Genomic DNA, 26,012 nt, shown 5'->3' with positions numbered 1-26,012 from the left:
AACCTATCCAACGAATTTGTAAAGATTGTTGAGTAGATTAAAGGTGAAGTCAACCAGTGTATTCATAATCCATGATCCGAAGATAAGAATTGACAGTAACACAGCAACTATTTTCGGAACAAAAGCAAGCGTTTGCTCTTGGATCTGTGTTGTTGCTTGAAAAATACTAATGGCAAGACCAACGATTAACCCAATAAGTAGCATTGGCGCACTAGCCTTAAGAACGGTATATACAGCTTCACCAGCAATTCGTATTACAAATTCCGATCCCATCTAGATCCCTCCGATATCTTGGTCATTAACCGTAGCTTAAAAGTAACGATCTCACCACAAGATACCAACCGTCTACAAGAACAAAAAGAAGGATTTTAAATGGGAGTGAAATCATCACGGGCGGGAGCATCATCATTCCCATGGCCATTAATGTACTCGATACAACCATATCTATAACCAAAAACGGAATAAATATCATGAATCCCATTTGGAATGCAGATTTTAATTCACTAATTGCATAAGCGGGCACTAATGACGTGATTGGTATGTCTTCAACACCTGTAGGCGCTTTAGCTTTGGAATAGTCTAGAAACAGCTTTAAATCCTTCTGTCGTGTATGTTTAAACATAAACTTTTTCATGGGTAGTGACGCAGTCTGAAAAGCCTGCGTTTGATTGATTTCACCCTTCAAATACGGCTGAAGTGCTGTTTGATTAACTTCCCCCAAAGTTGGAGACATAATAAAAAAGGTTAAAAACAGAGCGAGTCCGATTAAAACCTGATTAGGTGGCATTTGTTGAGTTCCTAATGACGTTCGAACAAAACCCAGCACAATGACAATTCTTGTGAAACTCGTCATTAATATAAGAAAAGAAGGAGCTAAACTAAGCACGGTTAGCAACAGAAGAAGAGTTACCGTATTGGCCGATCCTCCAGTTGCTGTGCTAGTACCTATATTGACATTTAATCCTGGAATCGGATTCGTAACATCTGTTTCGGCTGCAGAAGCGGTTAAAGATATCAGGAAAATGGATATCACGACAAGTAGCAGTATTCCAACTAATTTATTTCTTTTCATTCTTCATTCAACCGATCTGTTTGTTTTTGATCAGACAGCCATTCTTCTACATGCTTATTACGATCTGTTACACGCTGTAATTTTTCATGAAACACTTGTTGAAACGAGGATGTTAGCTCGACTTCCTCTTCTACATCATTCTTTCTTATAGGCAGTTTGTTAATCCATTTGCTTATTGCGCCGAAACCCATTCGATCATCTTGAGATGATTGTAAAAGTTCCGAAATATAAGCTACTTCATCGGCGTCAATGATTTTATCCAACAGTTGAATGTTCTCACCAACGCCAACTATGAAGAGCGAATGTCCAATTTCAACAATCTGTATGGACTTATTTTGACCAAGGGGAACTCCACCTAAGGAGCGAATTGAGTTCCCAAACATAGTACCTTTATTTTTTTTCGCCACATACCTCATCAATACATAAAAAAGAATGATAATTAATACGAGGACAAAAATAACCTTTGCGACCATAAAAAATGAGTCCATTGAACCCATTGAACCCGGATAATCTGAGATTGGAGTCTCTTGATTCGGCTCTGTTTCAGCATACACAGCACTGTTTGTATAGAACATGGTGATCATACTAAGTATGCTTAAAAAGGCTTTATTCAATTGACGTCTTTTCATAAGAACAACCCTTTCGGTTTATGTAAGACTCAACCGAATTCGTACGGTTTAACCTAGAGTCTTTTTGATAGCTTCGATAACGCGGTCAGCTTGGAATGGCTTCACGATGAAGTCTTTCGCCCCTGCTTGAATGGCATCAATAACCATGGCTTGTTGTCCCATCGCAGAACACATAATTACTTTTGCATTCGGTTCAATTTTTTTAATTTCTTTTAAAGCTTGAATACCATCCATTTCTGGCATTGTGATATCCATTGTAATAAGATCAGGCTTCAGCTCTTTATATTTTTCGATAGCTTGCGCTCCATCATTCGCCTCGCCACATACTTCGTACCCATTTTTTGACAAAATATCACGAATCATCATTCTCATAAAAGCTGCATCATCCACAATTAGAATACGGTTAGCCATTGAAAATATCCCCCTAAAATTAAATTATTGTAATTTTTGAATTCGTTCCCATTGATTCACAATGTCAGTAACACGAACCCCAAAATTCTCATCGATGACTACAACTTCACCTTTGGCAATCAACTTATTATTCACCAAAATATCGACGGGTTCACCAGCAAGCTTGTCCAATTCAATAATAGAACCCTGTGAAAGTTCTAAGATGTCTTTAATCACCTTATTCGTTCTACCCAACTCTACGGTAACCTTAAGAGGAATATCGAGAAGTAAATTCAGGTTCGTATCATCCGCTTGCGAGTAAGAGCCCGATTGTAAATTACCAAACTGTACAGGTTGAACATTCACATTGCGATTAGGCATTCCACCAAATGCAGCTGGAGGTTGTTGATACATCGGCTGCTGCGGTGGATACATAGGTGGTTGTTGTGGCGGATACATCGGCTGTCCCATTGGAGGCTGCTGATACATCGGCTGTTCATACATCGGTTGTTGGTATACAGGTTGCTCATACACTGGTGCTGGTTGCGATTTAGGAGTTTCTTGCACAGGAGTAGCTGTTACCGTTGGTGCTTGAGCCGCCGGCGCAGCCTCCATTGCTGAGTCAGTATCACCACCACCCATTAGGATCGATACCATTTCTTTGGCGAAAGGAACAGGCAATAGCTGCATGATGTTGGAATCAATAAGATCGCCAATGGCAAGTCGGAACGATATCTTTATAAATACGTCCTCGTCAGGCAGTTTTCCTTCTCCTTTCGACAAATTTAATATGTCGATTCCTGGTGGAGAGATATTGACAAATCGATTAAAGATGGTAGACATGGATGTTGCCGACGAACCCATCATCTGATTCATCGCTTCTTGCACGGCACTGATATGAATTTCACTAAGATTCTCATCACCGCCAGTGCCGTCTCCACCCATCATAAGATCAGCAATTACTTGTGCATCACGCGTTTTAATGACAAGCAGGTTAATGCCATCAAAACCATCCACATAGTTAACATGAACAGCAACATGAGGTCTTGGAAACTGTTCTTCCAATTCATCTTTACCAATCACAGACACCTTTGGTGTCGTTATGTCAACTTTCTTGCCTAATAGCGTTGATAACGCTGTCGCCGCACTTCCAAACGTAATGTTACCTATTTCCCCAAGTGCATCCTGTTCGAGCGGGGATAAATAATCTTCAACTTGAGGAGGCCCATGAAAAGAAGATACAGAGCTTTCTTCAGATGATTGTCTCAATAAAGCGTCGATCTCTTCCTGCGACAAATAATCTCTGTTATTCATCATATTCTTCTTCTCCTTCATTCACGATTTCTGTAATTTGTACAGCCATCTTCCCTTTTACGGTACCAGGGCTTCCGAGATATTTCAGCTTCTCGCCCACTTTGACTTGAAGCGAATCTTCGACGGATTTATGCAGCGGGATTACATCGCCTATCGTTAAACCTAAGAAATCTCGAATTGAAATTTCAGACGATCCCAGTTCTGCAATAAGAGGTAACTTGGTTTTCTCCAAGCGAGATTGAAGTGCTTCCACTTCTTCAGGAGCTCTCGTTTTCTTCTGGGAAACAAACCAGTGATGTACAGAAAGTCGAGGCATGATCGGTTCAATAACGACATGAGGAATACATAAGTTGATCATACCTGTTGTATCCCCGATTTTGGTACTCAGCGATATTAATGCAATTGTTTCATTAGGAGAAACAATTTGCATAAACTGCGGATTCGTTTCTAGTGCCTCTAAACGAGGTTGTATATCAATAACGGTCTTCCAAGCTTCTTGTAAGCTATCGAATGCTCTACTGAAAATTCGCTCCATGACAATCGTTTCAATCTCAGTTAATGCATTAATTTTGGTTGGCGTTGTACCAGCGCCGCCAAGCAAACGATCTAACATGGCGAAAGCAACATTGGGATGAACCTCAAGCACCATTCGACCCTCTAAAGGCTCTGCTTCAAAGATGTTCAAAATGGTCATTTTCGGGATCGAACGAATAAATTCATCATAGGGCAACTGTTCAACCTGGACTACACTGATTTGAACGAACGTACGCAGCTGAGCTGAGAAATACGTCGTTAAAAATCGCGCAAAATTTTCATGAATCCGGGTTAAGCTACGAATATGATCTTTCGAGAAACGTACTGCTCTCTTAAAATCATAAGCCCTTACCTTCTTCTGAGTATCCTCCTTCTTAAGCTCATCTGCATCCATTTCGCCAGAGGACAAAGCAGCCAGCAAGGCATCGATCTCATTTTGCGATAAAACATCAACCATTCGAGTCACCTCCTTTAAGCAAAATCATTTACGAGTTACTGTAGTACTTTATCAGTTATCCAAATTTGCTTAATTTTACCCTCGTGCAGTAATGGGTTTAGTTTGTTCATAATTGTGGAAGTTAAGCTATCTGAGCCTTTGCTTCCTTCAATTTGATCCTTCGTCATATCACCCAAAATTTGGACGATCGATCCTTTAACAGCAGAGTCAAGCAAACTATCAAACTCAGCTTTAGCTTTTGAATTTTCCATCTCAAACGCGAAACTAATTTTAATGAAATTCTGACTGCCTGATAGATTTGTTAAAATATCCTTAATGATTGACGTATTCGCTTTTACCGTTTCAGCAGATGGCGCTTTCGTCGGTTTGACGCTTGCAACAGCATCCTGAGCTTGTGCTGCAGGATCTTTGGATTGATTATTCTTCTCCATAAAATTCCACAACACAAACGCTGCAGTGAGAATTAGTGTGATTGCAATAAGTATGGAAACAATGAGAATAAATATTTTGTTCTTAAACACTTACGAACCCTCCGTATCCCTGGACTGTATTGTCGCTCGTACGGATCCAATTTCTTGCATGTAGGTCCGAACTAAGCTTACCACAACCTCTGCCTTTTCGAGAACTGTGATTTTCTTGCCTGTCGTCAATGTAATCATCGTATCCGGAGTTTCTTCGATAAGTTCTATCAAAATAGCATTCATAATTAGGGGTTTGCCATTTAAACGAGTGAGAGAAATCATCTTACTCCTCCTGAATCAGGGTAAGGGGAGCAGGGCTCCCCTCTTTTTATTAACTACTCATTAATGCTTGAGATTAACGACTTCCTGAAGCACTTCATCAGATGTTGTAATAATTCGGGAATTCGCTTGGAAACCACGTTGTGCGATAATCATTTCCGTGAATTCACCTGTCAAGTCGACATTGGACATTTCCAATTGACCAGAAATTAGAGTTCCAGTTCCTGTTTCTGGATTACCAGCAGATCCAACTTCAATGGCTCCCTCAGGATTAGCATTTGCTGTCATTTGATACAAGTTACCACCAATTTTCTCAAGACCTGCTGGGTTAACAACTTTCACAACACCAACTTTTTGTCCTGTATTTACAGTTTCCCCTGCAGCGTTAACACCGATTATGTCACCATTCTGAGAGATGGAGAAAGATACGATATCCTCAGGAATGACAATTGGACCGGCACCCTCAGCGCCCATGACATGAAGTCCTTCCGCATTAACTAGATTACGATTAGCATCTAGTGTAAAGTTACCTGCTCTTGTCAAATAAGGAGCATCAGCTTGCTCAGCTGTACCAACTGCGAAGAAACCATCGCCATTCACACGCAAATCTGTTACAACGTTCGTTGTCATCGCACTACCCGCAGTGTGAACAGTATCAATTGCAGCCAAACTAACACCTAAACCGACCTGCTGTGCATTCACACCACCGCGGTTTGCGTCTGCTGCACTCACTCCTGAGACTGTCTGACTGAGGATATCCTTAAACATGACGCGCCCACCTTTAAAACCAATGGTATTCACGTTAGCAATGTTATTCCCGATAACATCTAACTTCGTTTGAAAACCACGCATACCTGAAACGCCTGAGTATAAAGATCTTAACATGAAATAGGCCTCCTAAATCGGATGTAAGTAGTTAAAGGTTGAGTTGCTTCATTCGTTCCACAACTCTAGGCTTCCTGTAAGGTCGAGCCCAATATTTATGAAATAATCATTGCACTATCAATTTGAGTAAACACGTGCTCATTCATGGCTTGGCCATCAAGGGCTGTTACTACGGTGCGGTTAGGAACATTTACGATGTATCCATTCCCAGCTAGGATCAATAGCGCATCTTTGGCACCTTTTGATGCTGCTTTATCAATGGCTTTGTTTATTTTCTCAATTTGTTCAGGCTTTAGTTGTATCCCGCGCTCTTTTAATCTTACCTCTGCGTGATGACTAAACCGAACGAATTGATCTTGGAAAATCTTCTGAAAGGCAGCATTTCCTGTAACTGGTATCTGTTGTTGAGTTGGTGTTCGTCTAGTTGAACCAGGAGAAACCGCACTAGGATAAAGTTGACCTATGGATATTCTCTCTGTCATTTTGTTTCGCCAACGTTCTCTATTTTCTTTAACTTATCGAGTGAAACTTCCACGCCATTTACGTTGGCAAATTGATTGCCATCCTTAAAGGTAATGGAGTCTACTACGCCAGACATGTCAGTAGCAACACCTGCAGAATCTGTACCTGTCCATGAAATGGATTTACCGATTAAGCCAGATACAAAACCAAGTGACTGCCTCATGAGCTTCATTTCACTAGCCATATTCGTCAATTGCTCAACAGAAGTAAATTGGGCCATCTGCGCAATGAACTCTTTATCTTGTAAAGGCTGCGTTGGATCTTGATTTTGAAGCTGTGTTATCAAGATTTTCAGGAAATCATCCTTACCTAACGTTGTACTATCCTTTTCCTTCGTTTTCGCGGTAGTCCCCGTATTAATCAGATCAGAGACATTTCCGACAATTGGGCTTGTAGCCATAACTTTCACCTCCAACTGCATCATATATATCTCGGTTTAGGCAGTAACATCGAAGGAGTTACCATTTACATTATTTCGAATTTGTGCTAATTGATCCATGTCTTCTTTAAAATCAGTATCGATTTCAATGTCATTCGAACGATTTTTAGGTTGACGCTGTGACTGATTGAAGGACTGTGGCTGACGCTGATCTTGGAACATGCTAGATGACATATTTGGACTTTGTGTAACTTCTAGCTTCTCGACCTGTAAGCCTTGTGTAAGTAGAGCTTGACGTAATTGAGGCAACTGACTCTCGAGCATTTGCTTCCCTGCTAAGGTATCCGCCGCAAACTGTGCAAATAATTGACCTTCATGCATTGAAATTTTCACATCTACGTGTCCTAGATTCTTGGGGAACAAGGAAAGTTTTGCTTCAGAGAAGCCTTCAGACATCGTAATTTTCATATTTTTCAATACATGTGTTGTCATTTCTTCTGTGAAATTAGTTGCTGTTAGGACAGGCACTGATGTCTTCTCAGCCGTAAGCGTTACTTGCTGTGCTTTCTGCAAATCACCAATCGTGACTATCGTATTCGTTGTTGTATTGGCTTCAATTGGCAGATCCACAAGAGGTCTAACTGGAGTTTCAGAAACGCTAGTATTCTGTTCGATAATAGAAGCCGGAATATGTTTAATTGCAAATTTCTCTTGCTTCGGTTGAACAGCTTGTAGGTTCAGAGGAAGAATACTCTCCGCCGATTGTTCAGTCTCATGTTTATTTATGTATTTGTTTGGTGTAACTTTCGCACTGTGAGTCGTTTGATTCTTGGCACCGGTGACCCGCATGTCTGACTCTTCAGAACTACTTGTTACTGTACTAGGAACCAACTTTTGCTCGTTTCCTAATCCTTCTAAAATCTCAGGCAGTAACGGCTCAATCGCATTCGTGAGTTCTGTATTTAAGTAGTTTAGAATCGGATTATCTGGCTGCTGTTTGGATAAAGCCGTCAGTGACAATAACGTATTCTGTGCTTTCAGACTCATTGATTCACTAGTTGGTTGTTGCCATGTAGCTAGTAATCCAACACCAGCGTAACTAGAGGCATTACCAAGAGTAGCTAACAAATCTTCAGCGTTTTCGAACCACTTCTTCACTTTTGGATCTTGCAGTAATTTATCTGCTAAAGCAGGATTACTGTTCATCGCTTCTAAAAGCAATTCTGGAAGTGTATGATCTTCTTGACTACTTGTTGCTTTCTGATCAACTGTTGTTTGAATCGGTACAACTAAGCTCTGTATCATTTGGAGCATCATGCTCATTGAAAGCTCGGTCTCAGTTGGCTGTCCGTCAACAACTGGTGCACTCTCCTGTGCGGTTTGATCTGAAAGAAGAGCAGAAAATGTACCCGTTGCAGCATTTGCTTTAGAAGTTCCTTTAGTTGCTGTTGTAGAGTTCGCTGTACCTGTTTGTGTTACAGGTACTGAAGTCATTTGTACGTCCACTTTATTCACCTCCCTTCATAAAATCAAAGCATGCTACTGAACAAGTTTTGCAGCAATAGATGCTGCGATTTCCTTATTCGCATCTGAGAGAGCCGACATTACCTTAGAACGAGATGCATTATCCATTCCGCTTAAAATGTTTAATACTTTTGCTGGATTAGATTTGTTCATCTCTAGCAAGACGTTCGAGGCACTCTTTGGTGTCATATTTGCAAAAGTTTGACCTAGATCCGAAGAACTTACCGTGCTTGTCGCTGCCTTGGCATCCTTCGTGTTATTCGTTGCTAGTCTTTCTTGAAGAGCAGCTATTTCTTTATCTCGTACAAGCACAGTATCTTTTAAGCCTATGGATGCGGCAGCTGCTTTTGCAGCGTCCATTTTCTCAAGAATGGCTCCACGGCTATCCGCTTTCATCATGGAAAAAACAAGAACCATTTCATTCGGAGTCAACGCCTCAATAATAGGTGCTACTTTAGCAGGGTTCATTTTGGCATACATATTGGCTAGCTGAGTAATTTGATTCGTGTATTCTTCTTCAGATTGCGTTTTATCTTTTAACTTTTCCTCAAGTGCCGTAACTTTTGCAACGGCATCCTTAAGGGATTGATCCTTTTGTTCTGTCGTTGCATCGGCTTTTTGTAGCGCTGTTGAAAGTTCAGTTACCCTAGCGTTCAGCTTCGCAATCTCATCCTCTTTCAGTTTCGAGCTTTGCTCTGGTGTAGTTGCTTTTCCTGCCTCAGTCGTAGGAGCACTTTCTTTTGGTGCTGGAACAATGTAGCCAATGACAGGCGTGTTGTGCAAAGCTTTTTGAATACTACTTTTGATATCATAGTCAAAAATCGAAAGTAGCACGAAGAGTAAAACCGCCGTAAACACAAAGGGGATGACAAACCATATCAAAAATCGCTCCAGTGCACTATAAGATGCACCCTCTACGCTTGTATCGGCCATCTCTTCGTCCCTCCTTTTCTACCTTAATACGAAAGTCGCTTAAACCGATTCGTTGCCATCTCATCAAGAGCATCCTGCTCTTTTTTCGCGACCATGAGTTGAAATTGATTATGCGCTTTCTCTCTAGCCTTCGTCCAAACCTTCTCATCGATCATTTTCACCGATAAATGCTCCTGTTTCTCAGTAACGATAAGCCTAGCATGTTTCACATCTTGATGTTTTCGTGCAATTTGAGTATCCACATGATTCATATAGCTTTGCATCATAAGCATGTTCGATATGGTAACGGAATGACTAGTCGCTTGAACCATTTCGTTTTGAAGGTTTTCTTTTTGCTCGAACAATCCATGTAAGCTCGTTTCTTCGCTCCGCAATTGCCCCATTGCCTCAGATAAAATCCATTCTGCTTGTGTTCGTTCATTGTTTTTCAAATCGACAATTTGCTGGAAAGAATAGCGAAAACTCATCTAGGACCCTCATCCCTTATAAAATTCTTGGATTAAACGTTCTTGAGCTTCTTCATAGGTTAGCTTTTCACTTGTTTTTTGTTTCGTAAAATCCCAAATGGCCTCGATATTATCCATGGCGACATCAATATTTGGATTAGTTCCTTTTTGATACGCCCCGATATTGATAAGATCTTCCGAATCTTTATATATAGAGAGAAGTCGCTTAAGTTGATCGGCAGCTTCCATATGTTCTGAAGGAACAATTTCTTTCATGACTCGGCTTACGCTGGATAAAACATCGATCGCTGGATAATGCCCTTTGTTCGCAATACTACGGTTAAGGACAATGTGACCATCCAAGATACCTCGGACGGCATCTGCAATTGGCTCATTCATATCATCACCGTCAACAAGTACAGTGTAAAATGCAGTAATTGAGCCCTTTGCCCCCGTACCTGAGCGCTCCAAAAGTCTTGGCAGCATGGCAAACACGGATGGTGTATAACCACGTGTAGCTGGCGGCTCTCCAACTGCAAGTCCAACCTCACGCTGTGCCATGGCAAAACGAGTAACAGAGTCCATCATCATCATGACGTTTAAGCCGCGATCTCTAAAATACTCAGCAATACTGGTCGCAATCATAGCACCTTTGATTCGAATTAACGCAGGTTGATCTGAAGTTGCCACAATCACAACAGATCTCGCCAATCCCTCGGGACCTAAATCTCGCTCTATGAAATCCAATACCTCTCTGCCACGCTCTCCAATAAGGGCGATAACATTGACATCAGCCGAAGTATTCCGAGCAATCATGCCCATTAATGTACTTTTGCCAACACCGGAACCTGCAAAAATACCAACACGCTGACCCTTGCCAATTGTCAATAAACCATCGATACAACGAACACCAACAGAGATCGGATTGAGAACACGCGGACGTGTTAACGGATTGCTTGGCGAATTATTTGTTGAATATTGTGCCATCCTAGAAGGTAAATAAGAACCATCTAAGGGCTGACCCAGTCCATCAAGTACTTTACCCAATAATTCATGTCCAACCTGAACAGTTAATGGTTTACCAGTACCTACGACATCACAACCAGGACCAATCGCATCGAGATCTCCAAGCGGCATCAAAATAACTTTATTGCTGCGGAAACCAACCACTTCAGCTTTTAAAGGCTTGTTCGATTTATGAGGATAGATATAACAAAGATCACCTATACTGACATCGGGACCTTCGGATTCAACGGTAAGTCCGATCACTTGGGTAACCTTGCCGTTAACCCTAATCGGATCAATCGTCTGTAAAACTTCTTTGTATTTATCCGCCTTCGGCATGGATGTCCGGGTCATTATAATTCCTCACTTTGTGTGGCCAGTTGCTGCAGCGCTGATTTGATTTCTTTCAGCTGTGTGTCAATTCTAGCATCGATACTTCCGTAAGAGGACCGAATTACACATCCTTGATCTTGAACCGATGAGTCAGGAATAATTTCAAGTTCTGCCTGTGAATCAATTGAAGTGATTAATTCTTCTCTTGCACCTTGAATATAAGCGAATTGTGATGGAGCAACGCATAAAGTTATAATTCCCTTTTCACGTCTACGAGCAAGTACTTTTTGAATGAGCTCTATCACCCAGCCCGGCTCCAAAGATAATTGTCTTACAATAATTTTTTCAGCGATGGATGTGCTTAACTCAATCAGAAATGGCTCGGATTCTTGTATGATTTGCTGTTTCAGCTTGTACGATTGTTCAAGAATGGAACTAGCCTCAGCAAGCATCTCACTATATTCTTTTCTTAATACATCTTCCGCTTGAGAAACACCCTGCCGATAGCCTTCCTCGAAACCAGCTTGCTTCGATGAGTTGACTAACTCTTCATCCTCGGCTCGTCTACTTTCCCACCAACTCGCAATATCAGATTCCGTTTGTTCGCGGATCATTGCACACTCTTGCATGGCTTGATCGATTTGCTCGCTTGCAAAGACTTCTGCATCCTGAATAATTTGATTTTTCAACGTAGTAGCATCATTAATTTCATTCTGCATCTCTACTGTCAAACCATCATCAGGTTGCAACTCAGTGCCAGCTTCCAAACGAAGTGACAAAGTTTCAACGATTTTTTTATCTTCAATTGGATAATATGCGAATGATTTAATGACATTAGACAATAATATCATCTCCTCCACCACGTGCGATGATGATTTCACCCGATTCTTCTAAGCGACGAATGGTAGCTACAATGCGGGTTTGGGCTTCTTCTACATCACGTAAACGTACGGGTCCCATAAATTCCATTTCTTCTTTGAACGTCTCAGCCATACGCTTGGACATGTTTTTGAACAACACATCGCGTACTTCTTCACTTGCAACTTTAAGTGCAAGCTGTAGATCTGCATTTTCAATATCACGAATAATACGTTGAATCGAACGATTGTCGATATTCACAATATCCTCGAATACAAACATCCGTTTTTTGATTTCTTCGGCTAATTCAGGATCTTGAATTTCTAGTGAATCGAGAATGGTACGTTCTGTTCCACGGTCAACACCATTCAAAATTTGAACGATAGATGCAATGCCACCTGCATTCGTGTAATCCTGAGTCACTGTTGAGGACAGCTTTTGTTCAAGCACGCGCTCAACCTGTGAGATAACCTCAGGTGAAGTGCTATCCATTAGTGCGATACGCTTTGCAACATCGGCTTGTTTTTCCTGTGGGAGCGAAGACAAAATGATGGATGCTTGTTCAGCTTGCAAATAAGACAATACGAGAGCAATCGTTTGGGAGTTCTCATTTTGAATAAAATTAAGAATTTGTGCAGGGTCTGCTTTTCTCGCAAAGTCAAAAGGTCTCACTTGTAACGTCGCTGTTAATCGATTGATAATATCCAGTGCTTTCTGGGAGCCGAGCGCTTTCTCCAAAATATCTTTTGCGTAGGCAATCCCACCTTGAGAAATAAATTCCTGTGCTAAGCAGATTTGATGGAATTCAGCCAAAATTGAATCCTTCTCAAGCGTATCTACTTTTCGCACATTCGCTATCTCAAGTGTTAATTGTTCGATTTCCTCTTCACGTAAGTGTTTGAAAATTTGTGCTGAAACCTCAGGGCCTAAACTGATCAAAAGAATAGCTGCCTTTTGTCGTCCGGTTAACCCTTGCAAAGCGGCTCTGGCCATACAAGTGCACCTCTATTCATCTACTAACCAAGTGCGCAGCAAGTTGACGAAATCTTCAGGCCGCTTTTTCGCAAGCGTTTCGAGCTGCTTACGCACTTGATTGTCATTCGTTACATTTTCGATGTCGATCGTTGGAAGCTCGGCCTTACTCGCCGCAACATTCATTTCCTGTTCAACTAGCTGTTGAGCTGCTTTTTTGCGTCTTCTAATTGCAAATCCGACAATCGCTCCAATAGCTAAAGCCGCAAGAGCTAATCCACCATAAGTCAAGTACGTTGTTGTTTTGGAAGCACTTGCATCCGATGATCTCGCAAAAGAGTGTGCAAATACGGTAACTTTCTTCTGCAGTTCATCGTCTGTATAAGTAGTTTTATTATCAGCAAGTGCGGTTCTCACAATGTTAACCAATGCGTTCTGAACTGCTGTTTTCGTTTCTGCTGTAAGTGAATTCGGGTCATCCCTAACAGGAGGCTCGATACCCACATTAATACTCAAATCCTTCACTACATAAGGCGTTGAAATAATGTCATTTGTTATGCGATCCACTTCGTAATTGACAGTTTTACTTGTCTTTTCTGAATTTGATTTCCCAGTGTTGGATGAACCCGGATACCCCGGTACGTCAGTCGAACCTGTACCTGGTACACCACCTGTATCAGAACCATTATTCTGATAAGACTCCGTTGCTTCCTGCAAGGAAATTTCTAAACCTTTTTGATCAACTTGATTAGGTGCTCGTACAAGCTGCTCTTTGGTTTTCTTCTGATCAAAATTCATGGTTGTAAACACGCTGACATTAACTTTATCTCGTCCGAACATGTTACCAAGCATGTTGTTAATATTTTTCTGTAAATCATTACGGAACTGGGTATTAATATCGGATTGATTCACTAGTTGTCCGGATGAAGAACCACCTTCAACCTTAGATGACACTAAATTTTGCCCATATTGGTCCGAAATCGTTATATTTTCAATTGGGAGATTCTTGATACTATGTGAGACTAAATTATAAATCGTATCCACTTTTTGTTGATCCAACGTATAACCTTGCTTTACTTGTAATACAACAGATGCTGTTGCCTTTTCCGCTTGATCTTTTAAGAATGGGCCTTCTTCTGGAAGAGAAATGAGAACCTTAGAGCTAGAAATAGCTTGATTCGAATTAATTAGTTGTTGAAGCTCACCTTGGATAGCGCTCAAGTATTTCACTTTAAATTCATTATCCGTAATGCCGAATGAACTACTACCGCTAAAAACTTCAAACCCCAAGGAGCCATTCTTATTCAAACCTTGAGATTCAACGGCTAGCTTTACATTAGCAACCTCACTTGTAGGCACTTCTATACTTTTGCCGTCCGCACTCAGATGATATGGGATTTTCGCAGTATCGAGATATGATTTAATATTTGCTGCATCACTTGGCTGCAGTTCTGTAAACGCCAATGAATACTCTGTTTTAGATAAATTAATACTTATGATTGCAGCTGTTAGAATCAGTAACAACACGGTTGCTATAAATGTAATTTTTGTCGTTCGATTATAACGATTCCAGTATTGCTTCACCTTTTCCCAGTACTGGAGCAGGTTCTCGTTCACTCTGTCACCTCATTGACCCAAATTTAGCAGCATCTCTATACTTACAGCTGCATTCTCATCATTTCTTGGTACGCCTCGATCACTTTATTTCTGACTTGAACCGTAAGTTCAAGTCCAAGTGACGCTTTTTCAGAGGCAATTGTCAATTGATGTACATCGGAAAGTTCCCCTTTAATGAAGCTTTCATTCAACTGATCGACTTGTTTTTGCTGCGCGCTTAAATTGGTCATCGCATCATTAAGAAATGATCCAAATTTTTTACCTAGATCGTCTGCTCCCTCTCCCGTGTTATCCTTCGGTTGAATGGAACTCATAATATTTATCGGACTGTAACTAATTTTGTCAATCACGCCGGCAACCTCCTATCGTGGTTATTTACCAATTTCCAATGCTTTTGTAATCATCGATTTGCTTGCATTTAAAGCGGTCACATTCGCTTCATACGATCTCGTTGCCGAAATCATATCGACCATTTCTTTCGTAATATCAACGTTCGGCATGTAAACAAACCCATTACTATCTGCGTCAGGATGGGTTGGATTATACACTTGCTTTAATGGAGACTGATCTTCAAATATTTTGTTTACCCGCACTCCCTCACCAGTTCCATCCGCCATTGCTGAGTTTAGTGTTTGGGCGAAACTTGGTTGTGACTTCGTTTCGAATGAAACCAACTTCCGCGTATAGGGCATCCATTTCCCGTTAACAAATTTCGCTCTTGTGGTATCCGCGTTTGCAATATTTGATGAAACAACATCCATACGCAGTCGTTGTGCAGTTAACGCAGATGCACTGATGTCAAACCCATTAGTAAGTCTCATCCTTTATTACCTGCCCCCTATGACTGTGCGCAATTTTTTGAAGTCGCTATTCATTTGTTGGACCATTGTATTGTATTTAAGCTGATTTTTGGCCATTAGTGACATTTCGTAGTCAACATCGACATTGTTCAAGTTATTGTTAATTGCTGTTGAATCGTCTGTTTTCACTTCTGAATTAGGCAGTTTAGTGGATTTACCAATTACAAAATGCCTTGGGTCTGTTCGATAACCATCTATTGAAGGAGTGCCTGCATTCATTTGACCTTGCAAAAGCTCTTCAAATACAACATCGGAACGTTTGAAGTTAGGAGTATCCACATTGGCAATGTTATTCGCTACCACTTTCTGTCTTAGCGTCGATGCATCCAGCGATCGCTCCATCATATTCCAACTAGGCTTGTCTAAAAAAGACATAAACGATTCCCCTTCACTCTATTAATAGTCTGTTACTACTTCAACATCGGGAGAATCGATTCCTGCTTGTTTCGACATTATTCTCAATTTCCGATACAAAATAGTCCTATATGTAGAAAAATGTAAACCTTTGACTTATACTCTTTATCATCTAAGATATTACGTTAAGTTACAATAAGAAAAAAGCCCTATCTTTTTACCAGATAGGGCTTCACATTGAATATTTACAATTTGGACTTCATTTGCTCAATACTTTGCATTAGTTGTTCATTTAAAATACGGATATAAGTGCCCTTCATACCAAGTGATCGCGTCTCTATAACGCCAGCACTCTCGAGTTTACGCAGCGCATTAACGATAACAGAACGCGTTATCCCCACACGATCTGCAATTTTACTCGCCACCAACAAACCTTCTTTTCCATCCAGTTCCTCAAAAATATGTTCAACAGCTTCCATCTCACTGAAGGACAAAGAGCCAATTGCAACTTGAACAACTGCTTTACTACGAGCTTCTTCTTCAATTTCTTCAGCACGTTCTCTTAATATTTCCATGGCGATTACTGTCGAACCATACTCAGCAAGAATTAAATCATCATCTATAAAGTTACCTTCGCTGCGGCTAAGTATTAAAGTTCCAAGCCGGTCCCCACCACCAATAATTGGCACTAATGTTGTATGTGTGGATGGAAACATATCTTTCATTTGATCCGTGTAATAAAAGTATGGGCTATCTGGTTCTGTGGTTGATGAAGTCTCCTCAATCTTTAACAGCAAATTATTAGATTCCAAAGGAAATCTACGTTCAACTAAAATGGTCTGATTCATTTCAGGAGAGACTGGATCATTTGTAACCGCGTAACCTAATATCTTTCCCTTTCGGCTGACAACATAGATATTCGCGATAACGATATCCCGTAGAACCTCTGCCATATCCATAAAGCTAACCGCGTTGCCCGCTTCCTTTTGGAGCAAACGATTTAGCCTTCTTGTTTTATTTAGTAAACTCATGTAACTGCCTCCTACTAACTACAACCTGCATGTTTCTTATAAAATATATTGACTTAAATCTCGATTTTGAACAATACTGCTTAGCTTCTCGCGTACATATGCCGGATTAATCACGATTGACTCTAATGTGATTTCTGGCGCCTCAAAGGATAGATCTTCGAGCAACTTCTCGAGAATCGTATGTAAACGACGAGCTCCGATATTTTCCGTTTGTTGATTCACTTCAACTGCGATACGAGCAATTTCATGAATAGCTTCCTCCGCAAACTCAACAGTTATACCTTCGGTTTGCAATAAAGCAGTGTATTGTTTGGTTAAAGCATTCTTAGGCTCCGTTAATATAGAAACAAAGTCTTCTAACGTTAAATCACTTAGTTCGACACGAATCGGGAACCTACCTTGCAACTCTGGAATGAGATCAGATGGCTTTGCAATGTGAAAAGCACCAGCCCCAATGAATAATACATAATCTGTTTTGACAGGTCCGTATTTGGTTACAACTGTGGAACCTTCAACAATAGGTAGAATATCTCTCTGTACACCTTCACGCGAAATATCCGGTCCACTGCCGCCGCGGCTGCTACTTGCTATTTTGTCTATTTCATCAATGAAAATAATGCCGCTTTGCTCAGCACGAGTAACCGATTCCTGGATTACATCATCCATGTCAATTAATTTCTGCGCTTCTTCTTGCGTCAACACTTTTCTTGCTTCTTTAACAAGCAATTTCCGCTTCTTCGTTTTCTTCGGCATGAGGCTCCCAAACATCTCTTGCATATTGATGCCTGCTTGTTCATTGCCTTGGCCTCCGAGCATATCGAGCATAGACGGCGCTGAGTCTTCTACCTCAATCTCAACAAGTTCATTCTCTAATTTACCATTGGATAATTGTTCGGCGATTTGACCTCTTTTAGAAGTTAAGTTAGGATCTGGCGTCATTTCCTCTTGCTCTTCTTTGTTTTGCCCACCAAACAGCATCTCAAGCGGATTACGCTGTGTTTTGGCTTTCGTAGGGCTTGGGGCCAGCAACACCACTAAACGCTCATTCGCAAGCTTCTCAGCCCGATCTTTGACCTTCTCCATACGTTCTAATTTGACCATGCGCACGGCAGTCTCAACCAGGTCACGAACCATCGACTCTACATCACGGCCAACATAGCCAACTTCTGTGAATTTCGTAGCTTCAACTTTAATAAAGGGAGCACCAACTAATTTCGCAAGTCTACGTGCAATTTCTGTCTTCCCTACCCCAGTAGGGCCAATCATGAGAATGTTTTTCGGTACAATTTCATCCCTCATGCTCTCATCGACAAGATTTCTCCGATAACGATTTCGCAATGCAATCGCAACAGATTTCTTTGCTTTTTTCTGACCAACAATATATCGATCTAATTCATGGACAATTTGTTTCGGTGTTAGAGAGCTATTTGCCATATGTGTACCCTCCTTAAATTTAGGCTAAAGCCAATTGATCAATTGAGAGCGTGTGCCTGTTACTTCAAAGAAACATACGTTCTAGTCTATTCAATCTCTTCAACAATAATATTATGGTTAGTAAATACACATATTTCGGCTGCAGTCGTTAGCGCAGCATGAGCAATTTCCTTCGCTCTTAACTGCGGAGCATGTCGATGAAGCGCTCTACCCGCCGCTAGCGCAAAGCTTCCGCCAGAACCAATCGCCAGTATGCCATCATCCGGCTCGATGACTTCCCCATTTCCGGAGAGCAGCAGCAGGCCTGTGGCATCCATGACAATCATCATAGCTTCTAGTCTGCGGAGCACACGATCTTGACGCCAATCCTTCGTTAGCTCTACAGCAGCTCGTTGCAGATTGCCATGGTGTTCTTCCAGCTTTCCTTCAAATTTTTCAAAGAGTGTTATGGCATCTGCAACAGACCCGGCGAATCCAGCAATCACTTTCCCTCTATGTAAACGCCGAACTTTTTTGGCCGTGCTTTTCATAATCATACTATTGCCAAATGTCACTTGACCGTCGCCTGCAATGGCTCCCTTACCTTCATGACGGATTGCAAATATCGTTGTCGCGTGAAACGTTGCTTGATTATTCGGTTCCATCTCAATTCACCCCTCTATCAGAATCATAACCGCAAAACAGAGCTAAACATTCGTATGGGCCGCAAAAATGAGAGAAACCTCTAGCGAGGTCCTAAAGGTTGAGAAGACCGCATCTAGAGGTAAATGTATGATCAAACGAATGAAAAATGCAATAAAACATTAATTTATAGTAACACAGCGAATCATCCCATGACAACTTATTCGGCCACTGTTTTCACAAAATTCTGAATACTTTCCAAAGCGCGGTTAGCCAGTTTTTCATATTTTTCTTTTTTATTACGAATACGCTCTGGCAGCGTAGGAAGAAGCCCGAAATTTGCATTCATCGGTTGGAAATGTTTGAAGTCTGCTGTCGTAATGTATTGAGCCATACTTCCCAATGTCGTTTCTGCTGGTAAAACCAAACATTCTTGGCCTTTTGCCATACGACCTGCATTGAGTCCAGCAATCAAACCAGAAGCGGCAGATTCAACGTAACCCTCAACACCCGTCATTTGACCTGCAAAAAACAGATTCTCGCGACGTTTGTACTGATAAGTCGGTTCAAGCAGTCTGGGTGAGTTAATAAACGTATTACGATGCATAACACCATAACGGACGAACTCCGCTTGCTCCAACCCAGGTATGAGTTGAAGAACTCGCTTCTGTTCTCCCCATTTCAAATGCGTTTGGAAACCGACCAGGTTGTATAAAGTACCTGCTGCATTATCTTGGCGAAGTTGAACAACAGCATGTGGCATTTTGCCTGTATGCGGATTAATTAAGCCCACTGGCTTCATAGGTCCAAATAAAACCGTTTGTTTACCGCGCTTAGCCATAACTTCCAATGGCATGCAGCCTTCAAAATAAATTTCTTTCTCGAATTCCTTCAACTCTGCAACTTCAGCAGTTATAAGAGCCTCATAGAATACGTTAAATTCTTCTTCAGTCATCGGACAGTTGAGGTATGCAGCTTCCCCTTTGTCATAACGAGAAGCCAAATATACCTTATTCATATCAATTGAATCTTTCTCTACAATCGGTGCAGCAGCATCATAAAAGTACAAATACTCCTCACCCATCAACGTTTTGAGCTCCGCAGCTAAATCAGGTGAAGTGAGCGGTCCTGTAGCTACGACCGTAATTCCTTCTGGCAGCGTCTGAATTTCTTCATTGCGAACCTCAATTAAAGGGTGATTGCGCAATGTATTGGTTACCCCTTGAGAGAAACCATCGCGATCAACTGCTAATGCGCCACCTGCAGGTACAGCGTGCTCGTCAGCGCAAGCTAGAATGAGAGAGTCCATACGTCTCATCTCTTCTTTCAATACACCTACAGCATTCGTAAGACCGTTGGAGCGTAAAGAATTACTGCACACGAGTTCAGCGAACTGATCGGTAATATGTGCTGGCGTTTTTCGTTTGTTACGCATTTCATATAAAGTAACAGGCACGCCTTGGCGGGCAATTTGCCACGCGGCTTCACTGCCTGCCAATCCTGCGCCGATGACTGTTACTCTTTGATTTTCTGGCAAAATCGGACACCTCTAATCTTTCATATCATCAGTGTGATCAGGATCATCACTTACTTCTTCCTTATGATCACATTGTGTACATTGTATCATAACACCATTTTTGCTTCGCTTCTCAATCATCATAGAACTGCAAGATGGACATGGCTTATTGACAGGTTTATCCCAAGAAACAAAATCACAGGTCGGATATTGATCACATCCATAGAATACACGACCCTTTTTGCTTCTGCGTTCAACAATTTTACCCGCATGGCAAGTAGGACAGGTAACACCAATATCCTTAATAATTGGTTTCGTATTTCGACAGTCAGGGAAACCTGAGCAAGCTAGGAATTTACCGAAACGTCCCATTTTGTAGACAAGATGCTTCCCACATTTCTCGCATATCTCATCAGAAACTTCGTCCTGGATCTCAATTTCTTTCATTTCCTCTTCAGCAAACTCTAAACGCTTTTTAAAGGAAGTGTAGAAGGTATCCAGTACTCTGACCCAATCCTCTTTCCCCTCTTCGACAAAGTCCAACTCTTCTTCCATATGAGCCGTAAACTCGATGTCCAGAATTTCGGGGAAAAATTCTTGCATTAATTGGATGACAAGCTCGCCTAGCTCCGTTGGCACGAATTTCTTCTCTTCGATCGCCACATAACCACGCTTCTGAATCGTTTCTAATGTAGGTGCGTAAGTACTTGGTCGCCCAATACCCATTTCCTCAAGCGCTCGTACTAAACGTGCTTCTGTATACCTTGGAGGCGGTTGCGTAAAGTGCTGCTTCGGTTCCACACTTTGCTTTGGCAAAGAATCGCCCTTTGACAGAGGTGGAAGCAGTTTATCCTCTTCCGTTGTACCGTCATCATTGCTTTCAACGTACACTTTCATAAAGCCAGCAAACTTCATTTTCGAACCGTTCGCTCTGAAAATCGTCTCTCCAGCATTTAAGTCGATCGTCATCGTATCCAAAATAGCGGATGCCATTTGACTCGCAATAAAGCGATCCCAAATTAGCTTGTACAATCGGAATTGATCTTTACTCAAGAATTCCTTCATTTGATCGGGTTCACGATGGACAGAAGTCGGTCGGATCCCTTCATGCGCATCCTGTGCATTGGCATTTTTCTTGAGATACTGACGAGGCGTCTCAGGGTAGAAGGTTGGGCCGTATTTTGTCATAATTAACTCTTTGGCTTCTTCTTGGGCTATAGGAGAAATCCGCGTAGAATCCGTACGCATATAGGTAATTAATCCGACGGTACCTTCTTTGCCTAAATCGATACCTTCATATAATTGCTGCGCCACAGACATGGTTTTGGATGCACGGAAATTTAGTTTTCGCGCTGCTTCCTGTTGCAAGGAGCTTGTAATAAAAGGAGGGGAAGGATTACGCTGACGTTCTTTCTCTTTCACTTCTTTCACAATAAACGCATCTTTACCCATTGCAGCAAGAATCAAATCAACATCCTCTTGTGAATGCAGCTCTTTTTTCTCACCATTGTGGCTGTGATACTTGGCTTCGAATACGGTTTTGCCCGCGTCAAGAACTGCTGTAATGGACCAGTACTCTTCAGGCTCGAACGCTTTAATCTCATTCTCACGATCTTGAATTAGCTTAACCGCAACAGATTGTACACGACCTGCAGACAGGCCTTTTTTCACTTTTTTCCAAAGCAAAGGACTAATCTTATAACCAACAAGACGATCCAAAATTCGACGCGCCTGTTGTGCATTCACCAAATCTTGATTGATGCGCCGAGGCGTTTTAAAGGAATCCTTAACGGCTTCCTTCGTGATCTCATTAAAGACAACACGGCAAAGCTCATCAGGACCTACATCCAAGTAGTGAGCTAAATGCCAGGCAATCGCTTCACCTTCGCGATCCGGATCCGCCGCCAGATATATTTTTTTCACTTTTTTGCTTGCGTCTTTCAGTTCTTTCAGGATAGAACCTTTTCCACGAATCGTTATGTATTTAGGCTCAAAGTTACGATCGACTTCTACGCCAATTTGGCTTTTCGGAAGGTCGCGAATATGACCCATCGATGCTTTTACGATGAATTTACTGCCTAAATATTTGCCAATGGTTTTGGCTTTAGCTGGTGACTCAACAATGACTAACGAATCTGCCATGGTTCGTCCTTCCTCCCCTCTTGGTTTCAAGGTAAAGTTTACTTGGCGAGAAGCAAAACTTCGTGATTAGCCTATGCTCGAATGTAAGTTGAACCCGGAAGCTGTTTAATCGCCTTTTTCAATACCAAAGATAACAGAACTGCATGCAAATGTCCAAACGTAAATTGACTGTCTTCTAATAAAGTGTCTATTGAGATTGGTGTATCTGACAACTTTCGAACAATTTCGACCTCATCTTTAGAGAGTATGATCGCCGATTCTGCCTTCCAATCAACATTTATTTCATCCACATTTATGATGTGTTTATAATCTTCGACAATCTCTTCAACTCTCGTAACTAATTTCGCGCCATCCTTCAAAAGCTTATGTACACCGCTGCTTTGGCGAGAGTTGATTGGACCAGGAACTGCGAAAACGTCGCGTGAGGCGTCTAAGGAAAACTCAACCGTAATCAATGATCCACTATCCTCAGCTGCTTCTACAACCGTTACGCCCAGAGACAATCCGGCAATAATACGATTTCGTTGCGGGAACATGCCAGGCCTCATCCCCGTACCCATCGGATATTCAGAAATAATGACGCCTTCCTGCTCGATCTTACGATATAACAGGGCATTCTCTCGGGGATAAATCGTATTAATTGCGCATCCGAGTACGGCGACTGTCTTCGACTTTCCTTGAAGAGCACCAATATGAGCTTTGCTGTCAATGCCTCGAGCAAGCCCACTTACAATCCCGAATCCAGCTCTAGAAAGAGCAGCTGCCCACTCTTCAGCGATCTTCTTCCCATAAAGAGTCGGAGTACGCGTGCCCACAATTCCAAGTAAGTGACCGTTCAAAAAGGTAGGATCACCTTTCACATATAACACCCACGGAGGTTGGGCAATCTCCTTCAGAATCGCAGGATAATTCTCATCAAAACGAGTCAAAATCTGAATGGCATTACTTCTATATAAGTGTAGTTTGTGTTCTATAAAAGCAGGCGTCAATCGAGACGCTATTTGCTCCGCAACTGAAACACGGATTCCATAAGAGGCGATTTCGGTTGCCGATAATCCTATTAATACACTTGGCTCTGGGAATCGACTTATGAGTTGCTCCATCGTTTTCCAACCAATGCCTTCAAGTTCATGAAGCCCAATTAAACAATGACGATTATCCATTAGTATATACACTCCTTACAAGAATGACAAATTTATGCATCGTAAAAAAAGAAAAACCTCCCAAATCCCAACTAAGGGAAATGGAAGGTTGCTTACCTTCGTGAACAGAAGCTTATTTTTTTGTGATAACTTTATCTAGCATACCTTTTTCTTCAAGTACGCTAACAAGTGTTGAACCCATTTCGGATGGTGTAGCCGCTACGCGGATACCGCATCTTTCCATTGTTGCAACTTTCTCAGCAGCAGTACCTTTACCACCGGAAATAATGGCACCAGCATGGCCCATACGTTTGCCTGGAGGCGCAGTTTTACCGCCGATGAAGCCAACAACAGGTTTGGTCATGTTAGCCGCAACCCACTCCGCTGCTTCTTCTTCAGCCGTTCCGCCGATTTCACCGATCATGATGACAGCGTACGTATCTGGATCTTCGTTAAAACGTTTAAGGATGTCGATAAACTCGGATCCTTTAACTGGATCTCCACCGATACCAACTGCGGAGGATTGTCCAATTCCGCGAGTCGTCAATTGGTGAACAGCCTCGTAAGTTAATGTTCCGGAACGCGAAACAACACCTACATGGCCTGGCGTATGGATGTAACCTGGCATGATGCCGATTTTACACTCACCTGGTGTGATAACACCTGGGCAGTTAGGTCCGATAAGAACGGTATTTTTACCTTCAAGGTAACGTTTAACGCGTACCATGTCTAGTACTGGAATACCTTCAGTGATACAGATAACCAATTCAAGCTCAGCTTCAATGGCTTCGATGATGGATTCTGCAGCAAAAGCTGGTGGTACATAGATAACGGATGCAGTAGCACCAGTAACATTTTTCGCTTCAACAACTGTGTTGAAAACGGGCAGTTTAACAAGCTCACCATTTTCCAAAGTGATATCGACTGTTGTGCCGCCTTTACCAGGAGTTACGCCACCCACCATTTGCGTGCCGTAGTCTAGACCGCCTTTGGTATGAAACAAACCCGTAGCGCCGGTAATCCCTTGAGTAATGACTTTTGTATGTTTATTGACCAAAATACTCATGATCTATTGTTCACATCCCCTATATGATTCTAAACCGCTCGGATTTAGTTTACTTTACTAGTGCAACGATTTTTTGTGCGCCGTCAGCCATGGAGTCAGCAGCAACAATGTTCAAGCCGGATTCGTTAAGAATCTTTTTACCAAGCTCAACGTTAGTTCCTTCAAGACGAACAACGAGTGGACGGGAAAGTCCTAGCTCTCTAGCAGCAGCTACAACACCTTCAGCGATAACGTCACAACGCATGATACCACCGAAAATATTAACAAAAATCCCTTTAACTTGCTCATCGGACAAGATGATTTTGAAAGCTTCAGTTACTTTCTCTTTCGTAGCACCGCCCCCTACGTCTAGGAAGTTAGCAGGGTCTCCGCCGTAGTGCTTGATAATGTCCATAGTGGCCATAGCAAGTCCAGCGCCGTTAACCATACAACCGATGTTACCATCAAGAGCGATATAGCTCAGGTCATATTTGGAAGCTTGGATTTCTTTCGCATCTTCCTCTTCAAGGTCACGAAGATCCACGATATCCTTGTGACGGAACAAAGCGTTAGAATCAAAGTTTAATTTCGCATCAAGTGCCATAACGTCACCAGAGCCTGTTACAACCAATGGGTTGATTTCAGCAATGGAAGCATCTTTCTCAACGAATGCTTTGTAGAGGGCAAGCATGAATTTAACTGCTTTGTTTACAAGCTCATTCGGGATATTGATTGCGTAAGCAAGTCTACGTGCTTGGAAGGATTGAAGACCGATTGCTGGGTCAACAACTTCTTTGAAAATTTTCTCAGGAGAGTGCTCAGCTACTTCTTCAATCTCCGTACCGCCTTCTTCGGAAGCCATCAATACGACGCTACCTGTTGCACGGTCAACAACAACACCTACATAATATTCTTTCTTAATGTCACAGCCCTCTTCGATCAAAAGGCGTTTAACTTCTTTACCTTCTGGACCTGTTTGGTGAGTGACAAGCACTTTACCTAGAATTTCGCTAGCATATGTACGAACTTCATCGAGGCTTTTAGCTACCTTAACGCCGCCTGCTTTACCGCGACCTCCGGCATGAATTTGCGCTTTTACTACGACAACGGATGTTCCAAGCTCTTTTGCTGCTTCAACAGCCTCGTCAACCGTAAAAGCAACCTTTCCGTTAGGAACGCTGACTCCGTACTGTCTCAGGACTTCTTTGCCTTGGTACTCATGGATATTCATTTCCTAAATCCTCCTATCAGTATGGA

29 protein-coding genes are annotated in these 26,012 nt (G+C 41.9%); all 29 read right to left on the bottom strand.

Going from position 1 to position 26,012, the window contains the following annotated elements:
• Positions 1 to 3: 3 nt before the first annotated feature.
• Positions 4 to 273 (bottom strand): flagellar biosynthesis protein FliQ, encoded by a 270-nt coding sequence (fliQ, locus tag AC58P7_RS13425; RefSeq protein WP_028558285.1) that lies wholly within the window; start codon positions 271 to 273, stop codon positions 4 to 6.
• A gap of 25 nt (positions 274 to 298) precedes the next feature.
• A complete protein-coding gene (gene fliP / locus AC58P7_RS13420) occupies positions 299 to 1,072 on the bottom strand; it encodes a flagellar type III secretion system pore protein FliP (RefSeq protein ID WP_497343526.1) in 774 nt (257 codons plus the stop codon).
• A complete protein-coding gene (locus AC58P7_RS13415) occupies positions 1,069 to 1,701 on the bottom strand; it encodes a flagellar biosynthetic protein FliO (RefSeq protein ID WP_497343524.1) in 633 nt (210 codons plus the stop codon). Before AC58P7_RS13415 ends, fliP begins: the two co-directional genes overlap by 4 nt.
• A 48-nt stretch (positions 1,702 to 1,749) precedes the next feature.
• Entirely contained in the window at positions 1,750 to 2,112 is a 363-nt protein-coding gene (locus AC58P7_RS13410; protein WP_028558282.1) for a response regulator, read from the bottom strand.
• A 24-nt stretch (positions 2,113 to 2,136) separates the two neighbouring features.
• Positions 2,137 to 3,405: a flagellar motor switch phosphatase FliY gene (gene fliY, locus AC58P7_RS13405; protein ID WP_497343781.1), complete on the bottom strand. Its 1,269-nt coding sequence runs from the start codon at positions 3,403 to 3,405 to the stop codon at positions 2,137 to 2,139.
• Positions 3,398 to 4,396 carry a flagellar motor switch protein FliM gene (fliM, locus tag AC58P7_RS13400; protein WP_057315694.1) on the bottom strand — a complete coding sequence of 333 codons (999 nt, stop codon included), beginning with the start codon at positions 4,394 to 4,396 and terminating at the stop codon, positions 3,398 to 3,400. The genes fliY and fliM overlap by 8 nt, the downstream gene beginning before the upstream one ends.
• Before the next feature lie 35 nt (positions 4,397 to 4,431).
• Positions 4,432 to 4,917, bottom strand: coding sequence for a flagellar basal body-associated FliL family protein (locus AC58P7_RS13395; RefSeq protein WP_497343522.1), 486 nt, complete (start codon positions 4,915 to 4,917; stop codon positions 4,432 to 4,434).
• Entirely contained in the window at positions 4,918 to 5,139 is a 222-nt protein-coding gene (locus AC58P7_RS13390) for a flagellar FlbD family protein (RefSeq protein ID WP_497343520.1), read from the bottom strand.
• 60 nt (positions 5,140 to 5,199) lie between these two features.
• Positions 5,200 to 6,021 (bottom strand): flagellar basal body rod protein FlgG, encoded by an 822-nt coding sequence (gene flgG, locus AC58P7_RS13385; RefSeq protein WP_497343518.1) that lies wholly within the window; start codon positions 6,019 to 6,021, stop codon positions 5,200 to 5,202.
• A 95-nt stretch (positions 6,022 to 6,116) separates the two neighbouring features.
• Positions 6,117 to 6,503: a TIGR02530 family flagellar biosynthesis protein gene (locus AC58P7_RS13380; RefSeq protein ID WP_497343516.1), complete on the bottom strand. Its 387-nt coding sequence runs from the start codon at positions 6,501 to 6,503 to the stop codon at positions 6,117 to 6,119.
• Positions 6,500 to 6,943 (bottom strand): flagellar hook capping FlgD N-terminal domain-containing protein, encoded by a 444-nt coding sequence (locus tag AC58P7_RS13375; RefSeq protein ID WP_497343514.1) that lies wholly within the window; start codon positions 6,941 to 6,943, stop codon positions 6,500 to 6,502. The genes AC58P7_RS13380 and AC58P7_RS13375 overlap by 4 nt, the downstream gene beginning before the upstream one ends.
• Before the next feature lie 36 nt (positions 6,944 to 6,979).
• Positions 6,980 to 8,428: a flagellar hook-length control protein FliK gene (locus AC58P7_RS13370; RefSeq protein ID WP_497343513.1), complete on the bottom strand. Its 1,449-nt coding sequence runs from the start codon at positions 8,426 to 8,428 to the stop codon at positions 6,980 to 6,982.
• 33 nt (positions 8,429 to 8,461) lie between these two features.
• The gene (locus AC58P7_RS13365) at positions 8,462 to 9,379 is read right to left on the bottom strand and encodes a MotE family protein (protein WP_497343512.1); all 918 of its coding nucleotides are present in this window, start codon (positions 9,377 to 9,379) and stop codon (positions 8,462 to 8,464) included.
• 23 nt (positions 9,380 to 9,402) lie between these two features.
• A complete protein-coding gene (gene fliJ, locus AC58P7_RS13360; protein WP_497343511.1) occupies positions 9,403 to 9,846 on the bottom strand; it encodes a flagellar export protein FliJ in 444 nt (147 codons plus the stop codon).
• A 9-nt stretch (positions 9,847 to 9,855) separates the two neighbouring features.
• On the bottom strand, positions 9,856 to 11,169 hold the full coding sequence (fliI, locus tag AC58P7_RS13355; protein ID WP_497343779.1) for a flagellar protein export ATPase FliI: 1,314 nt from the start codon (positions 11,167 to 11,169) through the stop codon (positions 9,856 to 9,858).
• A gap of 14 nt (positions 11,170 to 11,183) precedes the next feature.
• Positions 11,184 to 12,005, bottom strand: a complete 822-nt coding sequence (locus AC58P7_RS13350) for a FliH/SctL family protein (RefSeq protein WP_497343509.1) — start codon at positions 12,003 to 12,005, stop codon at positions 11,184 to 11,186.
• Positions 11,998 to 13,014, bottom strand: a complete 1,017-nt coding sequence (gene fliG, locus AC58P7_RS13345) for a flagellar motor switch protein FliG (RefSeq protein WP_068662580.1) — start codon at positions 13,012 to 13,014, stop codon at positions 11,998 to 12,000. The genes AC58P7_RS13350 and fliG overlap by 8 nt, the downstream gene beginning before the upstream one ends.
• Positions 13,015 to 13,026: 12 nt before the next feature.
• A complete protein-coding gene (gene fliF / locus AC58P7_RS13340; protein ID WP_497343507.1) occupies positions 13,027 to 14,610 on the bottom strand; it encodes a flagellar basal-body MS-ring/collar protein FliF in 1,584 nt (527 codons plus the stop codon).
• Positions 14,611 to 14,651: 41 nt separating this feature from the next.
• Positions 14,652 to 14,924, bottom strand: coding sequence for a flagellar hook-basal body complex protein FliE (fliE, locus tag AC58P7_RS13335; RefSeq protein WP_497343777.1), 273 nt, complete (start codon positions 14,922 to 14,924; stop codon positions 14,652 to 14,654).
• A 57-nt stretch (positions 14,925 to 14,981) separates the two neighbouring features.
• Positions 14,982 to 15,431 carry a flagellar basal body rod protein FlgC gene (gene flgC / locus AC58P7_RS13330; RefSeq protein ID WP_497343506.1) on the bottom strand — a complete coding sequence of 150 codons (450 nt, stop codon included), beginning with the start codon at positions 15,429 to 15,431 and terminating at the stop codon, positions 14,982 to 14,984.
• A gap of 6 nt (positions 15,432 to 15,437) precedes the next feature.
• Positions 15,438 to 15,845 (bottom strand): flagellar basal body rod protein FlgB, encoded by a 408-nt coding sequence (flgB, locus tag AC58P7_RS13325; RefSeq protein ID WP_497343504.1) that lies wholly within the window; start codon positions 15,843 to 15,845, stop codon positions 15,438 to 15,440.
• Between the two features lie 224 nt (positions 15,846 to 16,069).
• Positions 16,070 to 16,855, bottom strand: a complete 786-nt coding sequence (gene codY / locus AC58P7_RS13320) for a GTP-sensing pleiotropic transcriptional regulator CodY (protein ID WP_497343502.1) — start codon at positions 16,853 to 16,855, stop codon at positions 16,070 to 16,072.
• A 36-nt stretch (positions 16,856 to 16,891) separates the two neighbouring features.
• On the bottom strand, positions 16,892 to 18,289 hold the full coding sequence (hslU, locus tag AC58P7_RS13315; RefSeq protein WP_497343500.1) for an ATP-dependent protease ATPase subunit HslU: 1,398 nt from the start codon (positions 18,287 to 18,289) through the stop codon (positions 16,892 to 16,894).
• A gap of 86 nt (positions 18,290 to 18,375) precedes the next feature.
• Positions 18,376 to 18,933, bottom strand: a complete 558-nt coding sequence (hslV, locus tag AC58P7_RS13310; protein ID WP_497343498.1) for an ATP-dependent protease subunit HslV — start codon at positions 18,931 to 18,933, stop codon at positions 18,376 to 18,378.
• Positions 18,934 to 19,130: 197 nt separating this feature from the next.
• Positions 19,131 to 20,447, bottom strand: a complete 1,317-nt coding sequence (gene trmFO, locus AC58P7_RS13305) for an FADH(2)-oxidizing methylenetetrahydrofolate--tRNA-(uracil(54)-C(5))-methyltransferase TrmFO (protein WP_497343496.1) — start codon at positions 20,445 to 20,447, stop codon at positions 19,131 to 19,133.
• A 12-nt stretch (positions 20,448 to 20,459) separates the two neighbouring features.
• On the bottom strand, positions 20,460 to 22,568 hold the full coding sequence (gene topA / locus AC58P7_RS13300) for a type I DNA topoisomerase (protein WP_497343494.1): 2,109 nt from the start codon (positions 22,566 to 22,568) through the stop codon (positions 20,460 to 20,462).
• Positions 22,569 to 22,639: 71 nt separating this feature from the next.
• The gene (gene dprA, locus AC58P7_RS13295; RefSeq protein WP_497343493.1) at positions 22,640 to 23,731 is read right to left on the bottom strand and encodes a DNA-processing protein DprA; all 1,092 of its coding nucleotides are present in this window, start codon (positions 23,729 to 23,731) and stop codon (positions 22,640 to 22,642) included.
• A gap of 112 nt (positions 23,732 to 23,843) precedes the next feature.
• Positions 23,844 to 24,776: a succinate--CoA ligase subunit alpha gene (sucD, locus tag AC58P7_RS13290; RefSeq protein ID WP_497343491.1), complete on the bottom strand. Its 933-nt coding sequence runs from the start codon at positions 24,774 to 24,776 to the stop codon at positions 23,844 to 23,846.
• A 49-nt stretch (positions 24,777 to 24,825) separates the two neighbouring features.
• Positions 24,826 to 25,986 carry an ADP-forming succinate--CoA ligase subunit beta gene (sucC, locus tag AC58P7_RS13285; RefSeq protein ID WP_497343489.1) on the bottom strand — a complete coding sequence of 387 codons (1,161 nt, stop codon included), beginning with the start codon at positions 25,984 to 25,986 and terminating at the stop codon, positions 24,826 to 24,828.
• Between the last annotated feature and the right edge of the window lie 26 nt (positions 25,987 to 26,012).

This window comes from Paenibacillus sp. J22FR5, assembly GCF_059691975.1.
The sequence above is the reverse complement of the archived record's forward strand: the minus strand, read 5'-3'. Positions and strand labels throughout refer to the sequence as shown.